This window comes from Paenibacillus liaoningensis, from assembly GCF_059609455.1.
Window position 1 is genome coordinate 1 of the sequence record NZ_JCAALU010000015.1, and the last position, 17,476, is coordinate 17,476.

The window sequence follows — 17,476 nt, forward strand, 5'->3', positions numbered from 1 at the left end:
CTGCTGTAAACGTGCGTCGTTGTTTTGGCATTGTAGAGATCCGCTCCTTAGGATGATAGGTTTATTCTACAAGCCCTCATTTTTATTGTCCAACTAAGTGTAGCCGATCCAAAGAGAGATAGCATACGATTCGTTGGAAATTACTATCATTCCGTGATTCTTGAAATAAAAGATTTAGAAAAAATGATATAGGCTAAATACGGGGGAGGGTTATGATGGACAGGGAAGATATTTTATTAGAACGCTTCGGGTTAGAACCAGAGCTAAAAAATTTACAAGAAATTAGGTCGTTACTAATCGAAGAAACGAATGATTCTAATACAGAAGAACATGAGTATTTGAAAACGCTCTGTATTTTGCTTTTTACCTTTGGTTATCCCGAGGACACTCTCCTAATCTGGAATGCTAAGATGAAAGATTTTGATGCAGGCTGCTATATTGACGGAGAATTGCTAATGGGTGCAGGACTTAATGAGACTATTCATTTTTTGAAAGAATTAAATACGACATTAGCTAAAGAGATATTGGAATACATAGAGCAATATAAAACAAATGATGATTACATGACTAGAGAAAAAGTAATTGATTTTTACAGTAAGTATTACAGGTTAACATAAAAGAAAGATGTGTATGTTGGTAAGCATAAGGGAAGAAACGATCATTAATAATGGCGGAATACCAGACATCCATCTATCAATTTTCCTCGCTCGCTACGATCTGACCACTATTTTGACGCGGTTTTGCTCTGTTATTTTATTGAATGGGCTAAGTAGATTCATTTTTTAGAATATGGCGCTACCCCCTTTGTATATAGGTTTTCCACTAACTCGAAAAATTCTTCTGGCGATAAATCCTTTTGTCGCTGGAGCCAAAGACGAAATAAAGAAAGTGATGTTGATATGTGAAACTCAATCAAGTATGGCGTTATGGCGTTGTTTTGCGGAAGGTTTAATGCCAAGCTATCAAGGGTGATTTCTCTTTTCAAGCGTTCTAAAAAACGAATACTGCCATAATCGCCCAAGAGGGCTTTGAGAATCGAGAGATACTCCCTTTTCTCCATGCAATGAAACGGATTTTGAACAGCAGTATGTGTAGAAAGCTCATTATTCGCCAATTCTTCTTTTATGTAGTTCAATAAATCATTTTCAACAAAGTCTAACAAATCGTAAATATCAGTAAAGTATTGATAAAATGTGCTGCGGTTATATCCCGATTTATTCGCAATCTCTTGAATCGAGATTTTTTCAATAGGCTTTTGACTATATAACTCACAAAAAACATCTATAAACACTTGTCTTGTTTTTTCCGTTATTTGGGGCTGCTTTTTCATTTTTTTTAGTCTCCTATTGGGAACAAGAATATCATCCGACAAATCATAAAAAACTGATGTTTGATGAAGGCATCATAAAGATTTATGATTATATCATACAACATGTTGTCTGATATTCAAGAAAAAATGGTTAAAAAATAGGGGTGATTTTTATGTCAGTAAAACAAAATAGAATTTTAATTTTTGGTGCAGGTGTTATAGGGAGCATATACGCAATTAAATTCATTGAAGCAGGGCTTGACGTTACTATGTTAGCACGTTCTAATCGATTTAATACATTGAAAGAAAATGGCCTGAAATATACTGAAAAAGGTGCGGTCAAATCTATAAAAGTAAATGTCATTGATGAGCTTGAAAATGATGATGTTTATGATTTTATTTTCGTTACAGTTCGTTACGATCGATCCGAATCAGCGTTGTTAGCACTAAAAGACAATCAAAGCAAAAATATTGTTACAATGATTAGTAATCCAATTGGATTTTCTTCATGGATGGATATTGTAGGGGATAGACTTTTACCAGGCTTCCCCGGCGTTGGGGGACAGATTAAAGATGGAATATTGTACGCTCGAATTCCACCAAAGTTATTAGCGGCTACGAGGTTCGGAGAAATTAATGGCGCAGTGACAGAACGTATAGAAAAACTCGCAAGATTATTCAGAATAGCAAAACTTCCTTACGAAATAAATAAGGATATAAGTGCGTATTTAATAACTCATGCCGTAACGGATATTGCAATGCTTAGTTTTTTGAAAAGTGATAATAAGATCATTGACCCCAAAACAGCTAGAACCAGAAAAACGGCACATCAAATAACATACACGCTGAAAGCGAATTTAAGGGCTGTACAAAAAGCTGGTGTTACGTTTGATCCGTCTAAAATTAAAATTTTGCTTAGATGTCCGGATTGGATTTTGGATTTTTTCTTTATGATATGGTTACGGACGAACATGGTAAAGGATATGATGTTGCCGGATTATGCGAGTAATGCAAACAACGAAATTGTACAGTTGAATAACGACTTAATGAAGTTTTTAAGTCAAAATGAATCCACACCATATGAACGATAACAGATATTGGATTGTCAAATTTGACCATTCCCTAATAGATCGCATGATCAGCCTCTGGGCTGTGCATGCGGTCTTCTTTTTATTTGTGAAATCATTAATTATTATTTTCAACAATTCTGATCAACAATACAGCAATATAGTCCTGATTCTATTTAAATGACTATGATACAATTCAATATAAAGCGCTATCATTTTTAATTATTGATCAATATTGCTGATTCTATTCATAGAAGGGAGATAGTTATTGGTGCTATCCATCCACACCCCGACGAATGTTGCTTTGGAGGAAAATGAAGTTTATGTGCGGTCAGAAGCGGATAATTTTCAGGATGAATGGCCTATTCATACTCATAACGGTTATGAAATTCATTATTTTATACAGGGGGATGCGACCTTCTTAATCGGAGATCGAATCTATAAGCCTTCGCCTGGGGATATGTTTGTATTCAGAGGGGCGGTGCCGCACCGGATTAATCCCTCAAGAGAAATCGTATACAAGCGAAGCTTCGTCAATTTTACAGAATTGTTGCTTTTGGACATGCTCAGCGTTAGCCAACTCGAAAATCTGATGTCTATCTTTCGTCATCCTAATGGATTGTTGGTGCACTGGTCCTTGGAGGAGCGTGAACAGATCAAAAGCATTTTCAAAGGAATCAAGGAGGAGATGGAAGCCAGAAATACAGGATATAAAATGATGGTCAAGATGAGCCTGACTCAATTGCTGCTGCGCATCTACCGGAAAATGAAAATGGAGCAGTCGGTGAATGAGATTCCATCTTCTACTCAGAAGCAAACAAGTGTGAGCCGGGTTCTTAACTATTTGAACCAAAATTATACAGAAAATGTTTCTTTGGATGAGCTGTCCAAGATGCTTCATTTGAATAAATATTACATTTGCCATTCTTTTAAAGAGACGACGGGATATACAGTGAGCAATTACGTGATACGAAAACGGGTGGCCGAGGCCAAAAAGCTGCTGCTGTCTACGGATGAGCCGATTTTGTCCATATCAGAAACGCTGGGCTTCAACACACCAGAATATTTTAGTAGAGCTTTTAAACAATATGTTGGTGCATCGCCACAGCTATTCCGAAAAAATAAAGTGCTTAACTAAAGCGAAATTCATTAATCATTTCAAAGGAGATGTTTGTATGAAACGAAGAACGAACTTCAAGCTCAGCTTTAGCCTGGTTTTGATTATGTCACTCATTATGCTATCTGCTTGCGGCAATACCGATAATAGCACGGTCAATACCGATAGCACCGGAGGGGCCAAGCAGGCTACTCTAGATTTCTTGTGGTTCTCTGATGGGAACGAAGGAGAAGTCATCAAGGGGATTATTAAAGAATACGAGCAGTCCAATACCAATGTCAAAATCAATCTGATTGAAGTCGGCTTCAAGGATCTTCAAACAAAATTGAAAACGATGATATCTGGCGGCAAGCCGCCTGCTCTGAGTCGGATCACGGATACGGGATCGTTCGCTAATCAGGCAGTGGATCTTGCCCCTTACGTGGAAAGTGCCGATCAGTTCGAGGGTCAATTTATTGATTCGCTTAAGCCTTATTATGTGATTAACGACAAGCTGATCGCTGCCCCGATGGATGTAACAGCGAATGGGCTGATTTATAACAAAACCTTATTTGATAAAGCGGGCGTCAAAGTACCGACTTCCCCAGAGGAAGTGTGGACGTGGGATGAGTATATCGCTGCACTGAAAGAGGTTATGGCCAAAGGCGGAGCAAGATATGGCATGGTTTGGGATGTCACACCGCATAGATGGTCTACCCTTCTGTATCAGAACGGCGGAAGCATTGTGACCGAAGATGGCAGCGCAGCAGCGATTAATAGTGAAGCCGGAGTTCGCAGTATGGAGCTCTTTAAGCAGCTTCATAAGGATGGGATCATGCCGGAATCCGTATGGCTCGGCGGGGAGAATCCTAACAATTTGTTCCGTTCCGGGACGGTAGCTGCCCACTGGGCTGGCAACTGGATGATTAGCAATTACAAGGACATTACTGATTTTGAATGGGGAGTTACCTATATGCCGAAAGGAACACAACGTTCCTCGGTGCCAGGCGGGAAATTCCTTATGGCTTTCAAAGGCAGTGGCAATGAGCAGGAGGCAGCAGCCTTTATTAACTATTTGACGTCCAAAGAAGTGAATTCTAAATATAATCAAGAGTCACTGTTTATGAGTCCGCGCAAGGACAGCTCTGTGCTGGATTATGAGTTTGGCAAGGAAATGTATGAGGTCTTCTCGGATGAACTCAAAAATACTTCGCCGCTTGCAGCCAATGACTGGTCCAGACAGACGCTTATCTCCAAAATTTCGACGGACTTGAAAAATAATATTATTGACGTTCTGTCGGATAAAGCAACTGCTCAGGAAGCAATGGACAAGACAGCCAAGCTGATTAACGAGGCTATTGGAAGCCAGTAGGCCAGCCTAAGGCGACAAATCGTATTTATAGAGGGGTGGCGGACCGGTTTCTGTCAGGCCGCCCTTTCATTTTATTCATATGGAAGGGGCAAGCAGATGAGCGGAGGTCAAAGTTTAAACCGTAAAAAGCAGGCAGGACAGACGAGGAAGCTCGCCATTGCTCCTTATCTGTTCATACTTCCCAACCTCCTGATATTTGGTGTTTTTATCGTAATTCCCTCTTTATTGGGCTTGTATTATTCTTTCCATGTTTATGATGGCTTGAATCCAATGAAGTTCAATGGACTCGGCAACTATATCAAAATTATTGGGGATAAGGAATTTTGGTCGACGATAGGACGAACGGGGATTTATGCGGCGATTGTTGTTCCGCTCATTTATGCAGTGGCATTAGGCATTGCGATGCTGCTTGCGCGTGAGATTAAAATGCGCGGCTTGTTCAGAGCCATATTTTATTGGCCGACGATGATTTCTTTTATCATAGTAGGTTTGACCTGGAAGTGGATTTTTGGAGATTCATTTGGCATTTTGAACCACATGCTTACTCTGATCGGAGTGGAGCCGGTCGGCTTTTTAACCTCGCCATTCTGGGCCAATGCGGCTGTTATTATCGCGACGGTATGGTCACGGGCCGGCTTTTTCATGGTCATTTTCATAGCGGGCTTGCAGGCGATACCTACGGATTATTATGAGGCTGCTCGATTGGACGGGGCAACGGGACTAAAGGTGTTCCGCCATATTACACTCCCGCTCTTGAAGCCAACCAGTTTGCTCGTATTCATGCTGTCTCTGATTGATGCGTTCAAAGCGTTCCCGCTTATGTTTGCGCTTACAGGCGGCGGGCCAGGCAAAGAAACGACCTATATTGTCCAATATATTTATGAGACCGGCTTTACCAAGCAGGAGCTTGGCCTGGCCAGTGCGATGTCCGTAATGTTATTTGTCATTATCGGCGGGTTTTCTGCCCTGCAATTCCGTATTTCCAAAGGGGGTGCTGTCTAATGGAGCTTAGGCCTCTAACCAAAATCGCCATCTACAGTCTGTTAAGTGTAGCAGCTTTATTTTGGCTGCTCCCGGTATTATGGGTCGTCATTTCCGCTCTAAAAACGAATAGCGATTTGTACAGTTATCCTCCAAAACTATGGCCGCAGCCTGTAACCTTCGAGCATTTCAAGGAGGCGTTCAGCAAAGGCGATTTTGGCTTGTATTTCAAAAATAGTACGATCGTGACGCTCACTTCAACGCTGCTCCTGCTGCTGATCAATTCCATGGCAGGCTTTGCATTGGCCAAGTACCGCTTTCGCGGGAGCTCTATCATTTTGATCGGTTTTATCTCCACCCTGATGATTCCAATCGAGGTCATTATGATTCCGATATTCAAGGTGCTGAGCGCACTTGGCATGTATAATAGCATGCTTGCGATTATTATCCCGCCTGCGGCCACCCCGACAGGGGTGTTCCTGATGCGGCAGTATTTGCTGACGGTACCGGATGAGCTGCTGGAAGCTGCACGGATGGATGGAGCAGGAGAGTGGAAAATTTACTGGAGCATTATTCTTCCCATGGCTAAGCCTATTCTTGCCGTGCTGGCGATCTTCTCCTTTATGTGGAGATGGGATGATTTCTTATGGCCGCTCATTGCAATTAGTGATCCAGCTAAATACACGATCCAGCTGGCACTGTCTAATTTTATTGGAGAATACAGCGTGGATTGGGGAAGCTTGCTTGCCATGTCCGTCATCACAATGATTCCGGTGCTTGTCGTTTTTATCGTTTTCCAGCGCTATTTTGTTAGCGGCATGATTACTTCAGGTATGAAAGGATGATTAGAATGTCTGACACCATAAGTGGCGGAATTGACGCCTTGTATTATAAGCCCATGAAATTAGGGCAAAATCAAATGATTAATCATTGGTTGATTAGCGGCATTTACACGAAGCCTGTTAAATTTGTTCCAACAACGATGGAGGGGGATATTAATGATTGGCTCATAGAGGGTTTTGCCATTCATGAAAATCCTTGCCGCAAGGAATTTGTAGACAATCGGAGAATGCAGCCCCCGGGTCGCTTCTTCGATCAATGGAGTAAGTTTCCAACGCCAGGAGACAGACTGCAGGGAATAGAGGGTGAGAGATCTTGGGAGCTGTATTCGCCTTGGAATAATCCGAGGGTGGAAAAATCAGGGTTTTGGTTCGTACCGACCCATCTTCGCAGCTATGCGGCGACACGGCTTGTATCGCCTGCTAGCCATACTGCCTCTTTACGGGTGAGAACCTACGGCAGCTTGGCGCTGTGGATTAATGGACAGCTGGTGGCAGACTTTGCCCCGCTCACCCGGAACAAGGAGCAGGAAATCGTCATTGAAGCAGAGCTTGTGGCCGGAATCAATGAAATTTATGCCTGCTGGGAGGATCTTGCCGAACGGGATACGATGTATGCTTTCGCAGTGGAATATCAAGGCGGCGAGGAATTGGCTATTTCCTTGCCTATCGCTCCCGGTCTGGTGCAGCTCGTGCAATCGGCAGAGCAAGCTCTTGAACAGGCTTATTTTCCTTCGGATATTTTTAAAGGGGAGGAGATCAAGCTGCGGCTCCCGCTCCCCTTTCCTGACATCGTTACAGAGGCAGATATACTGTATGGCAATTTTTTTGATGGGACGGAAAATAAAACGATACGCATTGCTGAAGGTGCAGCTGATCTGACCTTGGCACATACGAATGAAATCGGCCATCATTACGTTTATTTCACATTAACCATTTCCGTTTCAAACGTTGTACTGACGAAGAAATTTGGTTGTCAATCCTATGATACTGCCTATGACGAGGCTGCTCAGAAGGCTGCGGATATAGAAGCTCGAAAATCTCTCGCTCTGCGCTGTATGGCCGAGAAGGGGAGTCCTAATATACATAAGGCCATCGCCATGCTGAAAACAGGAGGCGATCTCCAGACAGCAGAGAAGATTTTGCTGGATGGGGTGGAAGGGATAGAACAGCGGAAAGATTGCAGTGACTTCTACCTGGTCGGGCTATTCCGCCTCTGGAGAGATGAGCGAAATAGCGGTTTGTTTACCGAATCGTTCTGGGATCGGGTAAAAGCAAGCATTCTGGGTTATCGCTATTGGATTGATGAGCCGGGCGATGATGTGATGTGGTTTTTCAGTGAAAACCATGCCCTATTGTTTCATACCAATGAGCTGCTGGCGGGCCAGCTGTTCGAGGAAGAAACGTTTGGCAACAGCGGGGAATCCGGTGCAGTACACCGCCAAAAAGCAGAGCAGAGGCTTTCGTTATGGTTCGAGCGCTTTTTTGACGAAGGACTGGCAGAATGGAATTCCAGCGCCTATATTCCTATTGATGCGGTAGGGCTGCTGCATATTTATGAATTTGCCCATAGTGACCGGCTCCGGGAACAAGCGAAACAGGCAATGGACCTCTTATTCTATTATATTACCGTCCAAATGCATCGAGGAGTGATGACGACAACCTTCGGCCGCAGCTATGAGAAGGAATTGTTGGGCCATTATGCAGCGGGAACGACCTCCATGTGCTGGATTGGATATGGAGTCGGCAATGTAAACAATTATTCAATTAGCAATGTCGCCTTGTGTTTATCGGATTATATGCCACCGGCAGCGTACCAGGAGCATCTGCTGCTCGGGGAAAATCAGCAATTAGTGTTCACCAATCAGCAGGGCAAGGGCGGTTATGCCCAGCTCTATCACTATCGCACTGCGGAGTACACTTTATCTTCCATTATTCGGTTTCGTCCAGGCAAACAAGGCTATCAGGAGCATGTCAATCATTTATCATTGTCTCCTGAGGCGCAAATTTGGGTGAATCATCCGGCAGAAATCTATAAGCATGGAGACGGCAGGCCTTGTTTTTGGGCAGGCAATGGAATATTGCCCGACGTCGTTCAGCATGAGAGCATAGCGCTCATGATTTTTGACATTCCGACTAATCAAAGCTCAGATTGGACACATGCTTATTTTCCTTCCTATTCCTTTACGGAATGGACAAGGGAGGGGAACTGGCATTTTGCCCGTCTGGATAAAGGATATGCAGCCATCTATGCGGCCAATGGGGCAGCTATGGAGACAGCTGGGGTGACGAAAGAGCGTGAGCTCATTTCGCACGGCTTGCGCAACGCCTGGATTATAAGGGCAGGCAGCGAGCAGCAGTTCGGAAGCTTCAGCCATTTCAAAAACCAAATGTTAGCTGCAAGCCCGCAATTCGACAGTCCAACCTTATCGCTTACCCTAGCAGACCCGATATATGGTCAAATGCAATGGGGGATGGATAAACCTTTCCTTATAGAAGGAGAGGAAATCATACACGGCGGTTATGGCGTGAGAGGACAATTGCAGCTGCTGGACATGGGGAACTGAGCCTGGGGCAACAAAGCAAAGGAGCGAATACGAACATGCTGAACAGAACGATGCTGCTGGAGAAAATAAGCAAGGTATCCCATGCGATGGAGTCCATGGAAAATACAGCAATGGATGAGCAATTTCCGATCGGACTAATTGATATTCATTTATGGGAATGGCCGCAAGGTGTCGGTCTATATGGCTTGCTTCAGCTTTATGAGGCAACGAAGGATGCCAAGGTGCTGGAATTTCTGGAGTCATGGTACAATGCCAGGCTGATGGAAGGATTGCCGGAAAAAAATGTGAATACATGCGCCCCGCTCCTTACGCTGATTTCGCTCTGTGAGATTACCGGGAACAAGGAATATGAACGTGTTTGTGAGGAATGGAGCGGCTGGATTATGAAGGGGCTGCTTCGCACGGGAGATGGTGCATTTCAGCATATGATAACTGGAGATGCCAATGATGGCCAAATTTTAATAGATACCCTTTTCATGACGGTTCTATTTTTGGCGAAGGCAGGGGTTTACTTTAACAAACCTGAGTTTGTGGAAGAAGCCAAGCGACAGTTCCTTGTGCATATCAAATATTTGTATAATAAGAAAACCGGATTATTCTATCACGGTTGGGATTTTAACGAAAATCATAATTATGGTGCTGTCCATTGGGGCAGAGGCAATGCGTGGTACACGGCGGGAGTTATTGATTTCCTTAATATTGTGCCGCTAGAAGAAGGGCTGAAAGCCTATTTGCTGGATACGGCGACCGCTCAAATCAGAGCACTGAGCAAGCTTCAGGAAGCGGATGGCATGTGGCACACTGTACTGGATGATCCGGACTCTTACAAAGAAGCCTCGGCTACAGCAGCGTTTGGCTACGGCATTCTCAAGGGAATCCGGTATGGCTACGTGGATGAGGCCTATCGTCAGACAGGCTTGAAGGCACTTGAAGCTGTATTGCGGCACATTGATGAAAAAGGAATTGTACAGCAGGTGTCCTACGGAACTCCTGTCGGCACGAATGCCCAGTTCTATAAGGACATTCCACTTAGCCCGATGGGCTATGGACAGGCGCTTGCTTTGTTCATCCTGATAGAGGGATTGAACGCTGCTGGTGCCGAATAATAGCAAGGCCTCTTGTGGGGAGGATATGGGAATGAAAGTTCCTGTATTCTCCCCTTTTGTGTGATTTTATAGTAATATTATTCCAAGTCGTAAGGACGAAATTTCATATATGACTTATTGCCCAGGTGATTAAAAAATGAATAAGAATCCAAAGAAGAATAAACCAAAAGAACACCTAATTGATTTTTTAGAGTTACGAGAAATAATAAACAGCTACGATCCCTTGGGACTTATTAAGGGTGGGGCCCCTGAAGATGAACATGATAATTTAACAAGTGAATTGCAAAATTTACTTTGTGGAAATAAATTGAATGAAATCCGACCTCTATTAATTAATTGCTATGAATGGTATGGGTCTGATCCCAATGAAATAAAAGATGAATATGTTGAGAGATTTCAGAAGAAAGTTGATGAAACTCTTAATAGGATTATGGAATGGTATAAACACAAAAATGACAATGAATGAAATAGGTGATTAAAATATGAGAGAAAATCAATTTTGGTTTTTTATTAAAAAGGAATTAAATGATATAACGGAGTTACTTCAAACTGCTCTAGAGTTACCTGAATATTACCGGGATTATGAAGATACATGGGAGTGGTGTGAATCCCAAACGGATCAAAATACGAAATATTATTTTAATATTGCAAGAGAACATAATTGGGAACAAGGAGAATATGAATGTCCGGTGATCCTTGCAATAAAGAATACAAATAAATCAATTGATGAAATAGGAACAATAATTTCAGAAAAACTGGAAGTAAGAGTTTATTATGGCCAAGTTCAATATGAGCGTTCTTTAAAGTATTCATATAACAGGATTAGTGAATGGAGTATTAATTAATTTTCGTAAATAACAAGAACGTAATCGCAATTGATTAAAATTCATGAGTATTGGAGGTATTCGATGAAGCTGAATTGCGATTAGATAATTCGGGAAACAATAAGCTTGATTCCTATGTTCACTTCATGTTATCAAGTTCATGAATAAAAGAAAATTATATATAAATCTATCACCTAGGAAGTGACTTTGTGCCTGCATATTTTTCGGTGTATTATTCTTTTCCTTATTCATCTTTTTCAATTGATTTTGTAGAAGAAGTTTATAATTCATTTTATAATTACTTCCCTTTTAAATCGGGCTATTGGGAGTCAGAAAACAATACACATGATGAAATAATTTCTTGGAATACGAACTTATTATCTAAGAAATTCAAATTGGCTTATGATCAGCATGTTAAACATGGTTATAAACAATTATTGTTAGACTCTGAGCAGTTTAGTCATATTAGATTGTTTTGGATGTATCAACCTAATGAAATTATACTACATATGATAATACCTGAAGATGAGATAGTCATTGGAGATGGTACATGGATATTTAGTGGCCAGCAGCTTTCTCCTCTTATTAATCTTTCAATTGATTTATGGAACCAACATGATTTAAATAATATTCAGACCTATAGGGAATTTGGCGCTCCGATTAATTCAAGGGAAATTGTGAGTGGTGAACAACCATCTATAGATCCATTTTGCATAGTAGATAGTGAATCTTTCATACAAATTGAGGGTTCCTTGGATAATGTAAACTGTGTGAAACTTATAAATAATGGAGTCATGATAATTGAACGTGAGTATGTGAGTTTAATCGGAAAAGAGAGATGACTTCACTGAACACCATATTAGCGCGGCAGGCATATGTCCGTTGTTTTTACTCTATTAAGTCGATGGGATATCGTGAATACGAAAGCGTTAGATGAAAGAACAAGAAGTCTTATTTAGGAGGAACTCAATGGAGGTTTTGATTAAAGAGAATGGTACAGCTCATGAAGATTTAATCGTAAGCTTTAAAGAAATGGACTTATTAGTCATTGCTGATACCTATTATTTTGAGATAGAGGATACGATACAACCTGAAAGGGATGGCTTTTGTAAGATAGCTGCATCGTTAAAAAGTCTATTATCATACTGGATTGAAAACATAATTAACCTCGGTAGTAAAGAAGAACGCTACTTACCAATTGATTTCTCAGATCAATATACAGGATGTTTTAGAATCAGAAGAGTTAGTAATCAGCAAATAGAAATTTCTTATGGTTATTCTTTAAGGGAGGGATGGAGCGTCTGTCCATCAGATCCCAAAGAATATGCTACATCAATCCATGATTATAAAGAAACCTCGAATAAATTATTAATAGGACAGGAGGAATTAATAGAGCAAATAGTACGATCTCAAGAACGGTTGTGAGTAGTTAATCGTATCCACGGCCGCCCATCGAGCTTAAGGTGGTATAGCGCCCAAAATACAGGAATGTTATCTGAAAGGTACGAAAGGCAGGTTGAAAAAAAATGAGGAAAGAATTTAATTCGATAACCATCGAATTGATGAATGGGGACATTACAAAATCTGAAGTAGATTGTATTGTCAATGCTGCAAACACTAGTTTGCTTGGCGGTGGGGGCGTAGATGGTGCCATTCACCGTGCCGGTGGAAGTGAAATACTTGAACAATGCAAACAAATAAGAGCCAGACAAGGTGGTTGTGCTGTAGGAGAAGCAGTTATAACGACTGCTGGTAAGTTGAGTGCGAAATATGTCATACATACTGTAGGGCCGGTATGGAATGACGGAAAAAATAATGAGGAAGAAAAACTGCAAAGCTGCTACATAAATAGCTTAGAACTTGCATGTAAGCATAATATAAGAAGCATAGCTTTTCCTAACATAAGTACAGGGATATATCGATTTCCCAAAAATGCTGCAGCTCAAATCGCGCTGAAGTCAGTCAAAAATTATATTGAACTGCATTCAGCTATAGATAGAATACAATTCGTTTGTTTTGATGAAGAAAACTATCAGATCTATCAGAAGATGCTTGAAGAATCGGGTATGTAAGTTCAAACAGCAATCTCAAGAAGGTAGAAACATCAGATAACATCGTATACAAATACCAGAACTATAAGCATAATTACTGCAAATTTTTTAAGGGGAGTTGATCGAGAAGTGGATCATATTCGGTTTCCTATAGGTCAGTTTAAACCAGTAATCAATCCAACAAATGAAGAACGTGTTTTCTTCATCAATCAAATACCAGAAATTACAAAGACATTAAGGACTATTTTGAATGATTTGGAGCCTGCTCAAATTAACATTCCATACCGCAAAGATGGCTGGACAATAAAGCAAATCGTTCATCACCTTGCTGATAATGATATGAATGCTTACTTAAGATTTAAGAGGGCGCTAACTGAAGATGAACCGATGGGAAACTCTTATCGGGAAGATTTATGGGCACAATTAAGCGACTATAAAAATATACCTATTGAAGACTCTATATTACTAATTGAAATACTTCATAGACGATTTCTGGTCTTGCTTAACCATTTAAAAACGGAAGATTTCAGGCGAATTTTGAAAACTCAAGTTTTAGGAGAAATAACATTGGATATAGCACTTCAAAGATTTGTATGGCATAACCATCATCACATAGCTCAAATCCAATCTTCTGTTAAAGTGAATAACTGGCCAGTTTGGGCCACAGAACCAGTTGAGATTAAGATTCCTGATTCCACTTGGTTAGTGAAGGGGACACAAGAAGTTGATCGTTTAAGAGAAAATCTTTATCCTTTCGGGGTGAGGGATATAGAACATATTGGTAGTACGTCAATTCCCAATCTTCCAGCCAAACCAATTATTGATATGATGGCAAAAATCAAGACCTATAATGATTTAGAAGAGATTATTGAAAGTTTGAAAACTGATAATTGGAATTATGTTCCACTGGAACTGGACGGGCATGAGTGGAGAAGATTTTTTGTCAAAGTTAAAAATGATAGAAGAGATTGTCATCTTCATCTGATGTTAGAGGATGAAGAACGTTGGGAAAAACAAATTAAATTCAGAAATAAACTTCGTGAACAGCCTAATTTGGCTGAGCAATATGCCGAACTAAAAAGAAAGTTAGCGGAAGAAAACAGAGAAGACAGAGAAGCTTATACAGAGGCAAAAACTGATTTTATAAAAAACATATTAGAATCGGAATAATATTTGTGAGTTTCTCAGGGTATGCCAATCCCTAAGATAACATTACATTCCTACGTCGTCGCTTAGGGCTCTCTGATTCGTGAATACAGTACCGTTATCAGACATGGATTTTTTGGGGATTAAAAGAAAAAACTAAAGGAATGATATTAATGAATGCAGCCAGAGCAAAAGAAATTATTACTTTGCTTTCCGATGGTATTGACCCGATCACAGGTGAAATCTATCACAATGACAGTCCTTATCAACAACCGGAAGTAATAAGAGCGTTATATACTGCATTAAAAGGAATTGAATTACTAGAGAAGCGCGAGAATAAAGAATTAATTGTACCTTCAAAATCAGGGAAGTCATGGAGTGAAGAAGAGGATGAAAAACTAGTAAGAGATTTTGATCAAGGAGAATCAATAAAAAACTTATCAATAATAAATGAGAGAACTGAAGGGGCAATAAAATCAAGATTAACAAGACTAGGAAGGCTTCAAGTCAAACTATAAAAATGTATGTATATCAAGAAGAAAGCCCATCAGATAAAAGCATATTCACACTGCGGGCATACACCATTGGTCCGGGAGAAGTAGAGAAACAGGGAAGCAGAAAAAGTCGGACACCTCTGCAAGACTAACCTCGCTTCGCGGACCGATATGGTTGAGGGCTTTGCCGATCCGAACAGTCCCTTAAGTCTTTCGAAGTCGTGAATACCAGAACGTAAGATGAAATGCCTGTAAGAGCATAACAAACATTGGGGGCATATGAAGATTGGTTTTATTCTCTTTAACGGGATCACGTTTTTAGATTTTAATTCTATGATGTTATCAATCGCTTGAAAATGTTTGAAGAAACAAAAGATATAACATGGGATATTTGTGGACTAACAGAAGAGATTTCCGATGAATCGGGATAAAGAAGCTTAGATCTGATGATGAATTTATTTCGTGGTTGCGACAAGCCGAGAAAGTTAATTACATCGTGTCTGTTTGTACAGGCTCACTATTACTGGGTGTTGCAGGTTTATTAAAGAATAAGAAAGCAACAACCCATCCTAATGCTTATGAATTATTAGAACCCTATTGCAAAGAAGTTATTAAATCCAGAATTGTTAAAGATGGAAACCTTATAACAGCTGAGGCGAATAATCGATTTCCATTAAAATATAGAGGAGAAGGAATTGGTAAGGCCGTAGCCAAAGAAATATTTAATTTACATAAGGGGGATTGGGAAGTTTATCAATTAGAAAGTAACAAACCGGCACAGATGTTTTGGAATAAGGTCATTAGTGAATACACTAAAGGTAAATTTAAAGATCGATTAGAGAATGGTAGAAAGATACAAGATTTTGTTAGCTAATAGAGAAGGAGAGGTATACTGGATGAAAGCATATATACAGACAGATAAAAATGGAGAGTTCTACAATGTGAATGCTTTTATTGCTAACGATGGTTTCACGTCGTTAGGGTGGGAGACCATTAAGTTTAATGATATAGCAGAAATCAAAGAAAAAAATCCCGAAGATTTAGTAGTTGGCGGAATTGGTAACGTGAGAAAGCGTCTTGAAATTTTAGGTGTAGAAAGGAATCAAGGAGAAATCGATTATCCAACTTCCTTATCTAATTATTTTGGCAGAAAAATATGGACGACAACTACCCAAGAGCTTTTTGAAAATAAACAGAACTGGAACGTTTTTATAAAGCCAAAAGACATAACAAAAAAGTTTGCTGGAACGGTTGTGAAGGAATATAAAGATTTTATAGGTTTAATTGCAGAAAATGAGGATACGAATATTTGGTGTTCAGAAGTTGTTGATTTTACAACGGAATGGCGTTGTTTTATACGATACGGACAAATACTTGATATCAGATATTATAAAGGTGCTTGGGATTCGAAATTGGATTTAAATATTATAAAAAGTGCGGTTAGGGATTTTATTGATGCGCCAACTGCATATGGTATGGATTTTGGCATTGATCAAGAAGGAAATATGAAGCTGGTAGAAATAAACGATGGTCATTCGCTAGGGAGTTATGGAATCAGTCCTTTGAACTATGCGAAATTTCTCTCAGCTAGATGGTCAGAATTAACAGGAACTACGGATTATTTAAGAAGCTTATAGGTTTCAGACATCATGCGACCCGACCTAAGATAAGAGTTATCTAAGGCCGGGTCATGTCTTAGATGGAGAACGTTATATGAAAGGAAAGTGAAAAATGAAATTTGTATTTGAGAACTTTTCATGTGATGTTGATGTTTTTTATAAAGAGAATGACATTTTATTAAGATTTTATGATAGTTCAAGAGAACAAGAGGAAGAAGAGATTATCAACTTAGTTATAGTAGACCCTGGGTATGGGTATCTTTGTTTAAAAGGAATAGTTATATTCCAAGCCATGTAGCACGATTTAGACGAACAAGTTTTATTGAATATAATGGCGAGTATTAAATTCAGACTACCCAACCATACAAAGAAATACATCAAATGGCAGCATATTCATACATAGTATCAATCCATAAATTCAGTTTTTCAGGGGGCAAAATATGTTCAAATCAATCATAGATCAGGATTCCTACATTTCATTTTTAGAAAATAGACATGTGGAAGAATTATTTGAGTTAATGGATAATAGTCGAGACAGCATTAGAGAATGGCTTGATTTTCCTAATCATACACACGAAATAAACGATACAAGGAAATTTATTGAACGAACATTAAGTTCATTTGCAGCTAATAATGGATACTGGATTGGGATTTGGCATAAAGGAAGAATTGCAGGATCAATTGGCTATTTATATTTTGATTGGCATAGCAAGAAGACGGAAATCGGATATTGGTTATCTAAAGATTTTGAAGGATTTGGTTTAGTTACTAAGGCGTGTTCATTATTTATGAAATATGCTTTTGAAGAGCTTAAATTAAACAAAGTTGAAATATGCACGGCTACCAGCAATAGTAGAAGTAGAGCTGTTCCAGAGCGCCTAGGGTTTAAGGAAGAGGGAACCGTTCGATGCTTCGAATTTCTAAACGGCAAATATTTAGATCGAGTAACTTACGGAATGATTGGGGAAGAGTGGAGTGGAAATTCCAAAGCCTCAAAAAATTAAA

At 40.0% G+C, this 17,476-nt stretch carries 20 protein-coding genes; 19 read left to right on the plus strand and 1 reads right to left on the minus strand.

Going from position 1 to position 17,476, the window contains the following annotated elements; translation table 11 throughout:
* The first annotated feature begins 212 nt into the window (after positions 1-212).
* Positions 213-617, plus strand: coding sequence for a hypothetical protein (locus AC6B99_RS22745; protein ID WP_155973475.1), 405 nt, complete (start codon positions 213-215; stop codon positions 615-617).
* Positions 618-775: 158 nt separating this feature from the next.
* On the opposite strand, the gene AC6B99_RS22750 is transcribed toward AC6B99_RS22745, so the two are convergent.
* Positions 776-1,330 carry a TetR/AcrR family transcriptional regulator gene (locus tag AC6B99_RS22750; protein WP_056041116.1) on the minus strand — a complete coding sequence of 185 codons (555 nt, stop codon included), beginning with the start codon at positions 1,328-1,330 and terminating at the stop codon, positions 776-778.
* A 152-nt stretch (positions 1,331-1,482) separates the two neighbouring features.
* Here AC6B99_RS22750 and AC6B99_RS22755 point away from each other — a divergent pair, with 152 nt between their 5' ends.
* The 18 genes from AC6B99_RS22755 (at position 1,483) to AC6B99_RS22840 (ending at position 17,475) form a co-directional block, all read left to right on the plus strand.
* Positions 1,483-2,400: a ketopantoate reductase family protein gene (locus AC6B99_RS22755; protein WP_496664295.1), complete on the plus strand. Its 918-nt coding sequence runs from the start codon at positions 1,483-1,485 to the stop codon at positions 2,398-2,400.
* Between the two features lie 247 nt (positions 2,401-2,647).
* Positions 2,648-3,514 (plus strand): AraC family transcriptional regulator, encoded by an 867-nt coding sequence (locus AC6B99_RS22760; protein ID WP_056041471.1) that lies wholly within the window; start codon positions 2,648-2,650, stop codon positions 3,512-3,514.
* Positions 3,515-3,551: 37 nt separating this feature from the next.
* The gene (locus AC6B99_RS22765; protein WP_494879572.1) at positions 3,552-4,844 is read left to right on the plus strand and encodes an extracellular solute-binding protein; all 1,293 of its coding nucleotides are present in this window, start codon (positions 3,552-3,554) and stop codon (positions 4,842-4,844) included.
* A gap of 96 nt (positions 4,845-4,940) precedes the next feature.
* Entirely contained in the window at positions 4,941-5,846 is a 906-nt protein-coding gene (locus AC6B99_RS22770; protein WP_496664296.1) for a carbohydrate ABC transporter permease, read from the plus strand.
* Positions 5,846-6,670, plus strand: a complete 825-nt coding sequence (locus AC6B99_RS22775; RefSeq protein WP_056041127.1) for a carbohydrate ABC transporter permease — start codon at positions 5,846-5,848, stop codon at positions 6,668-6,670. The genes AC6B99_RS22770 and AC6B99_RS22775 overlap by 1 nt, the downstream gene beginning before the upstream one ends.
* A gap of 5 nt (positions 6,671-6,675) precedes the next feature.
* A complete protein-coding gene (locus AC6B99_RS22780) occupies positions 6,676-9,231 on the plus strand; it encodes a hypothetical protein (RefSeq protein ID WP_496664297.1) in 2,556 nt (851 codons plus the stop codon).
* A 35-nt stretch (positions 9,232-9,266) separates the two neighbouring features.
* A complete protein-coding gene (bglB, locus tag AC6B99_RS22785; protein ID WP_494863298.1) occupies positions 9,267-10,337 on the plus strand; it encodes a beta-galactosidase BglB in 1,071 nt (356 codons plus the stop codon).
* Between the two features lie 136 nt (positions 10,338-10,473).
* Complete coding sequence (locus tag AC6B99_RS22790) at positions 10,474-10,803, plus strand: hypothetical protein (RefSeq protein ID WP_496664298.1); 330 nt, start codon at positions 10,474-10,476, stop codon at positions 10,801-10,803.
* Positions 10,804-10,819: 16 nt separating this feature from the next.
* Positions 10,820-11,182 (plus strand): hypothetical protein, encoded by a 363-nt coding sequence (locus AC6B99_RS22795; RefSeq protein ID WP_496664299.1) that lies wholly within the window; start codon positions 10,820-10,822, stop codon positions 11,180-11,182.
* A gap of 188 nt (positions 11,183-11,370) precedes the next feature.
* Positions 11,371-12,003: a hypothetical protein gene (locus AC6B99_RS22800; RefSeq protein WP_494863292.1), complete on the plus strand. Its 633-nt coding sequence runs from the start codon at positions 11,371-11,373 to the stop codon at positions 12,001-12,003.
* Positions 12,004-12,130: 127 nt separating this feature from the next.
* Positions 12,131-12,586 carry a hypothetical protein gene (locus tag AC6B99_RS22805; protein ID WP_496664300.1) on the plus strand — a complete coding sequence of 152 codons (456 nt, stop codon included), beginning with the start codon at positions 12,131-12,133 and terminating at the stop codon, positions 12,584-12,586.
* A gap of 122 nt (positions 12,587-12,708) precedes the next feature.
* Positions 12,709-13,233 carry an O-acetyl-ADP-ribose deacetylase gene (locus tag AC6B99_RS22810; RefSeq protein WP_496664396.1) on the plus strand — a complete coding sequence of 175 codons (525 nt, stop codon included), beginning with the start codon at positions 12,709-12,711 and terminating at the stop codon, positions 13,231-13,233.
* 108 nt (positions 13,234-13,341) lie between these two features.
* Entirely contained in the window at positions 13,342-14,382 is a 1,041-nt protein-coding gene (locus AC6B99_RS22815; RefSeq protein WP_494879558.1) for a YfiT family bacillithiol transferase, read from the plus strand.
* Positions 14,383-14,531: 149 nt separating this feature from the next.
* Positions 14,532-14,876 carry a hypothetical protein gene (locus AC6B99_RS22820; protein ID WP_496664301.1) on the plus strand — a complete coding sequence of 115 codons (345 nt, stop codon included), beginning with the start codon at positions 14,532-14,534 and terminating at the stop codon, positions 14,874-14,876.
* 442 nt (positions 14,877-15,318) lie between these two features.
* Positions 15,319-15,726, plus strand: a complete 408-nt coding sequence (locus AC6B99_RS22825; protein ID WP_494879557.1) for a DJ-1/PfpI family protein — start codon at positions 15,319-15,321, stop codon at positions 15,724-15,726.
* Positions 15,727-15,748: 22 nt separating this feature from the next.
* Complete coding sequence (locus AC6B99_RS22830; RefSeq protein ID WP_496664302.1) at positions 15,749-16,489, plus strand: ATP-grasp domain-containing protein; 741 nt, start codon at positions 15,749-15,751, stop codon at positions 16,487-16,489.
* 94 nt (positions 16,490-16,583) lie between these two features.
* Positions 16,584-16,769: a hypothetical protein gene (locus AC6B99_RS22835; RefSeq protein WP_496664303.1), complete on the plus strand. Its 186-nt coding sequence runs from the start codon at positions 16,584-16,586 to the stop codon at positions 16,767-16,769.
* 142 nt (positions 16,770-16,911) lie between these two features.
* A complete protein-coding gene (locus tag AC6B99_RS22840) occupies positions 16,912-17,475 on the plus strand; it encodes a GNAT family N-acetyltransferase (protein WP_496664304.1) in 564 nt (187 codons plus the stop codon).
* The last annotated feature ends 1 nt before the right edge of the window (position 17,476 follow it).

Excerpts from the sequence above, each read along its gene's own strand:
- AC6B99_RS22745 (WP_155973475.1), top strand. The coding sequence starts at position 213 with ATGATGGACAGGGAAGATATTTTATTAGAACGCTTCGGGTTAGAACCA.
- AC6B99_RS22750 (WP_056041116.1), bottom strand. The coding sequence starts at position 1,330 with ATGAAAAAGCAGCCCCAAATAACGGAAAAAACAAGACAAGTGTTTATA.
- AC6B99_RS22755 (WP_496664295.1), top strand. The coding sequence starts at position 1,483 with ATGTCAGTAAAACAAAATAGAATTTTAATTTTTGGTGCAGGTGTTATA.
- AC6B99_RS22765 (WP_494879572.1), top strand. The coding sequence starts at position 3,552 with ATGAAACGAAGAACGAACTTCAAGCTCAGCTTTAGCCTGGTTTTGATT.
- AC6B99_RS22770 (WP_496664296.1), top strand. The coding sequence starts at position 4,941 with ATGAGCGGAGGTCAAAGTTTAAACCGTAAAAAGCAGGCAGGACAGACG.
- AC6B99_RS22775 (WP_056041127.1), top strand. The coding sequence starts at position 5,846 with ATGGAGCTTAGGCCTCTAACCAAAATCGCCATCTACAGTCTGTTAAGT.
- AC6B99_RS22780 (WP_496664297.1), top strand. The coding sequence starts at position 6,676 with ATGTCTGACACCATAAGTGGCGGAATTGACGCCTTGTATTATAAGCCC.
- bglB (WP_494863298.1), top strand. The coding sequence starts at position 9,267 with ATGCTGAACAGAACGATGCTGCTGGAGAAAATAAGCAAGGTATCCCAT.
- AC6B99_RS22790 (WP_496664298.1), top strand. The coding sequence starts at position 10,474 with ATGAATAAGAATCCAAAGAAGAATAAACCAAAAGAACACCTAATTGAT.
- AC6B99_RS22795 (WP_496664299.1), top strand. The coding sequence starts at position 10,820 with ATGAGAGAAAATCAATTTTGGTTTTTTATTAAAAAGGAATTAAATGAT.
- AC6B99_RS22805 (WP_496664300.1), top strand. The coding sequence starts at position 12,131 with ATGGAGGTTTTGATTAAAGAGAATGGTACAGCTCATGAAGATTTAATC.
- AC6B99_RS22820 (WP_496664301.1), top strand. The coding sequence starts at position 14,532 with ATGAATGCAGCCAGAGCAAAAGAAATTATTACTTTGCTTTCCGATGGT.
- AC6B99_RS22830 (WP_496664302.1), top strand. The coding sequence starts at position 15,749 with ATGAAAGCATATATACAGACAGATAAAAATGGAGAGTTCTACAATGTG.
- AC6B99_RS22835 (WP_496664303.1), top strand. The coding sequence starts at position 16,584 with ATGAAATTTGTATTTGAGAACTTTTCATGTGATGTTGATGTTTTTTAT.
- AC6B99_RS22840 (WP_496664304.1), top strand. The coding sequence starts at position 16,912 with ATGTTCAAATCAATCATAGATCAGGATTCCTACATTTCATTTTTAGAA.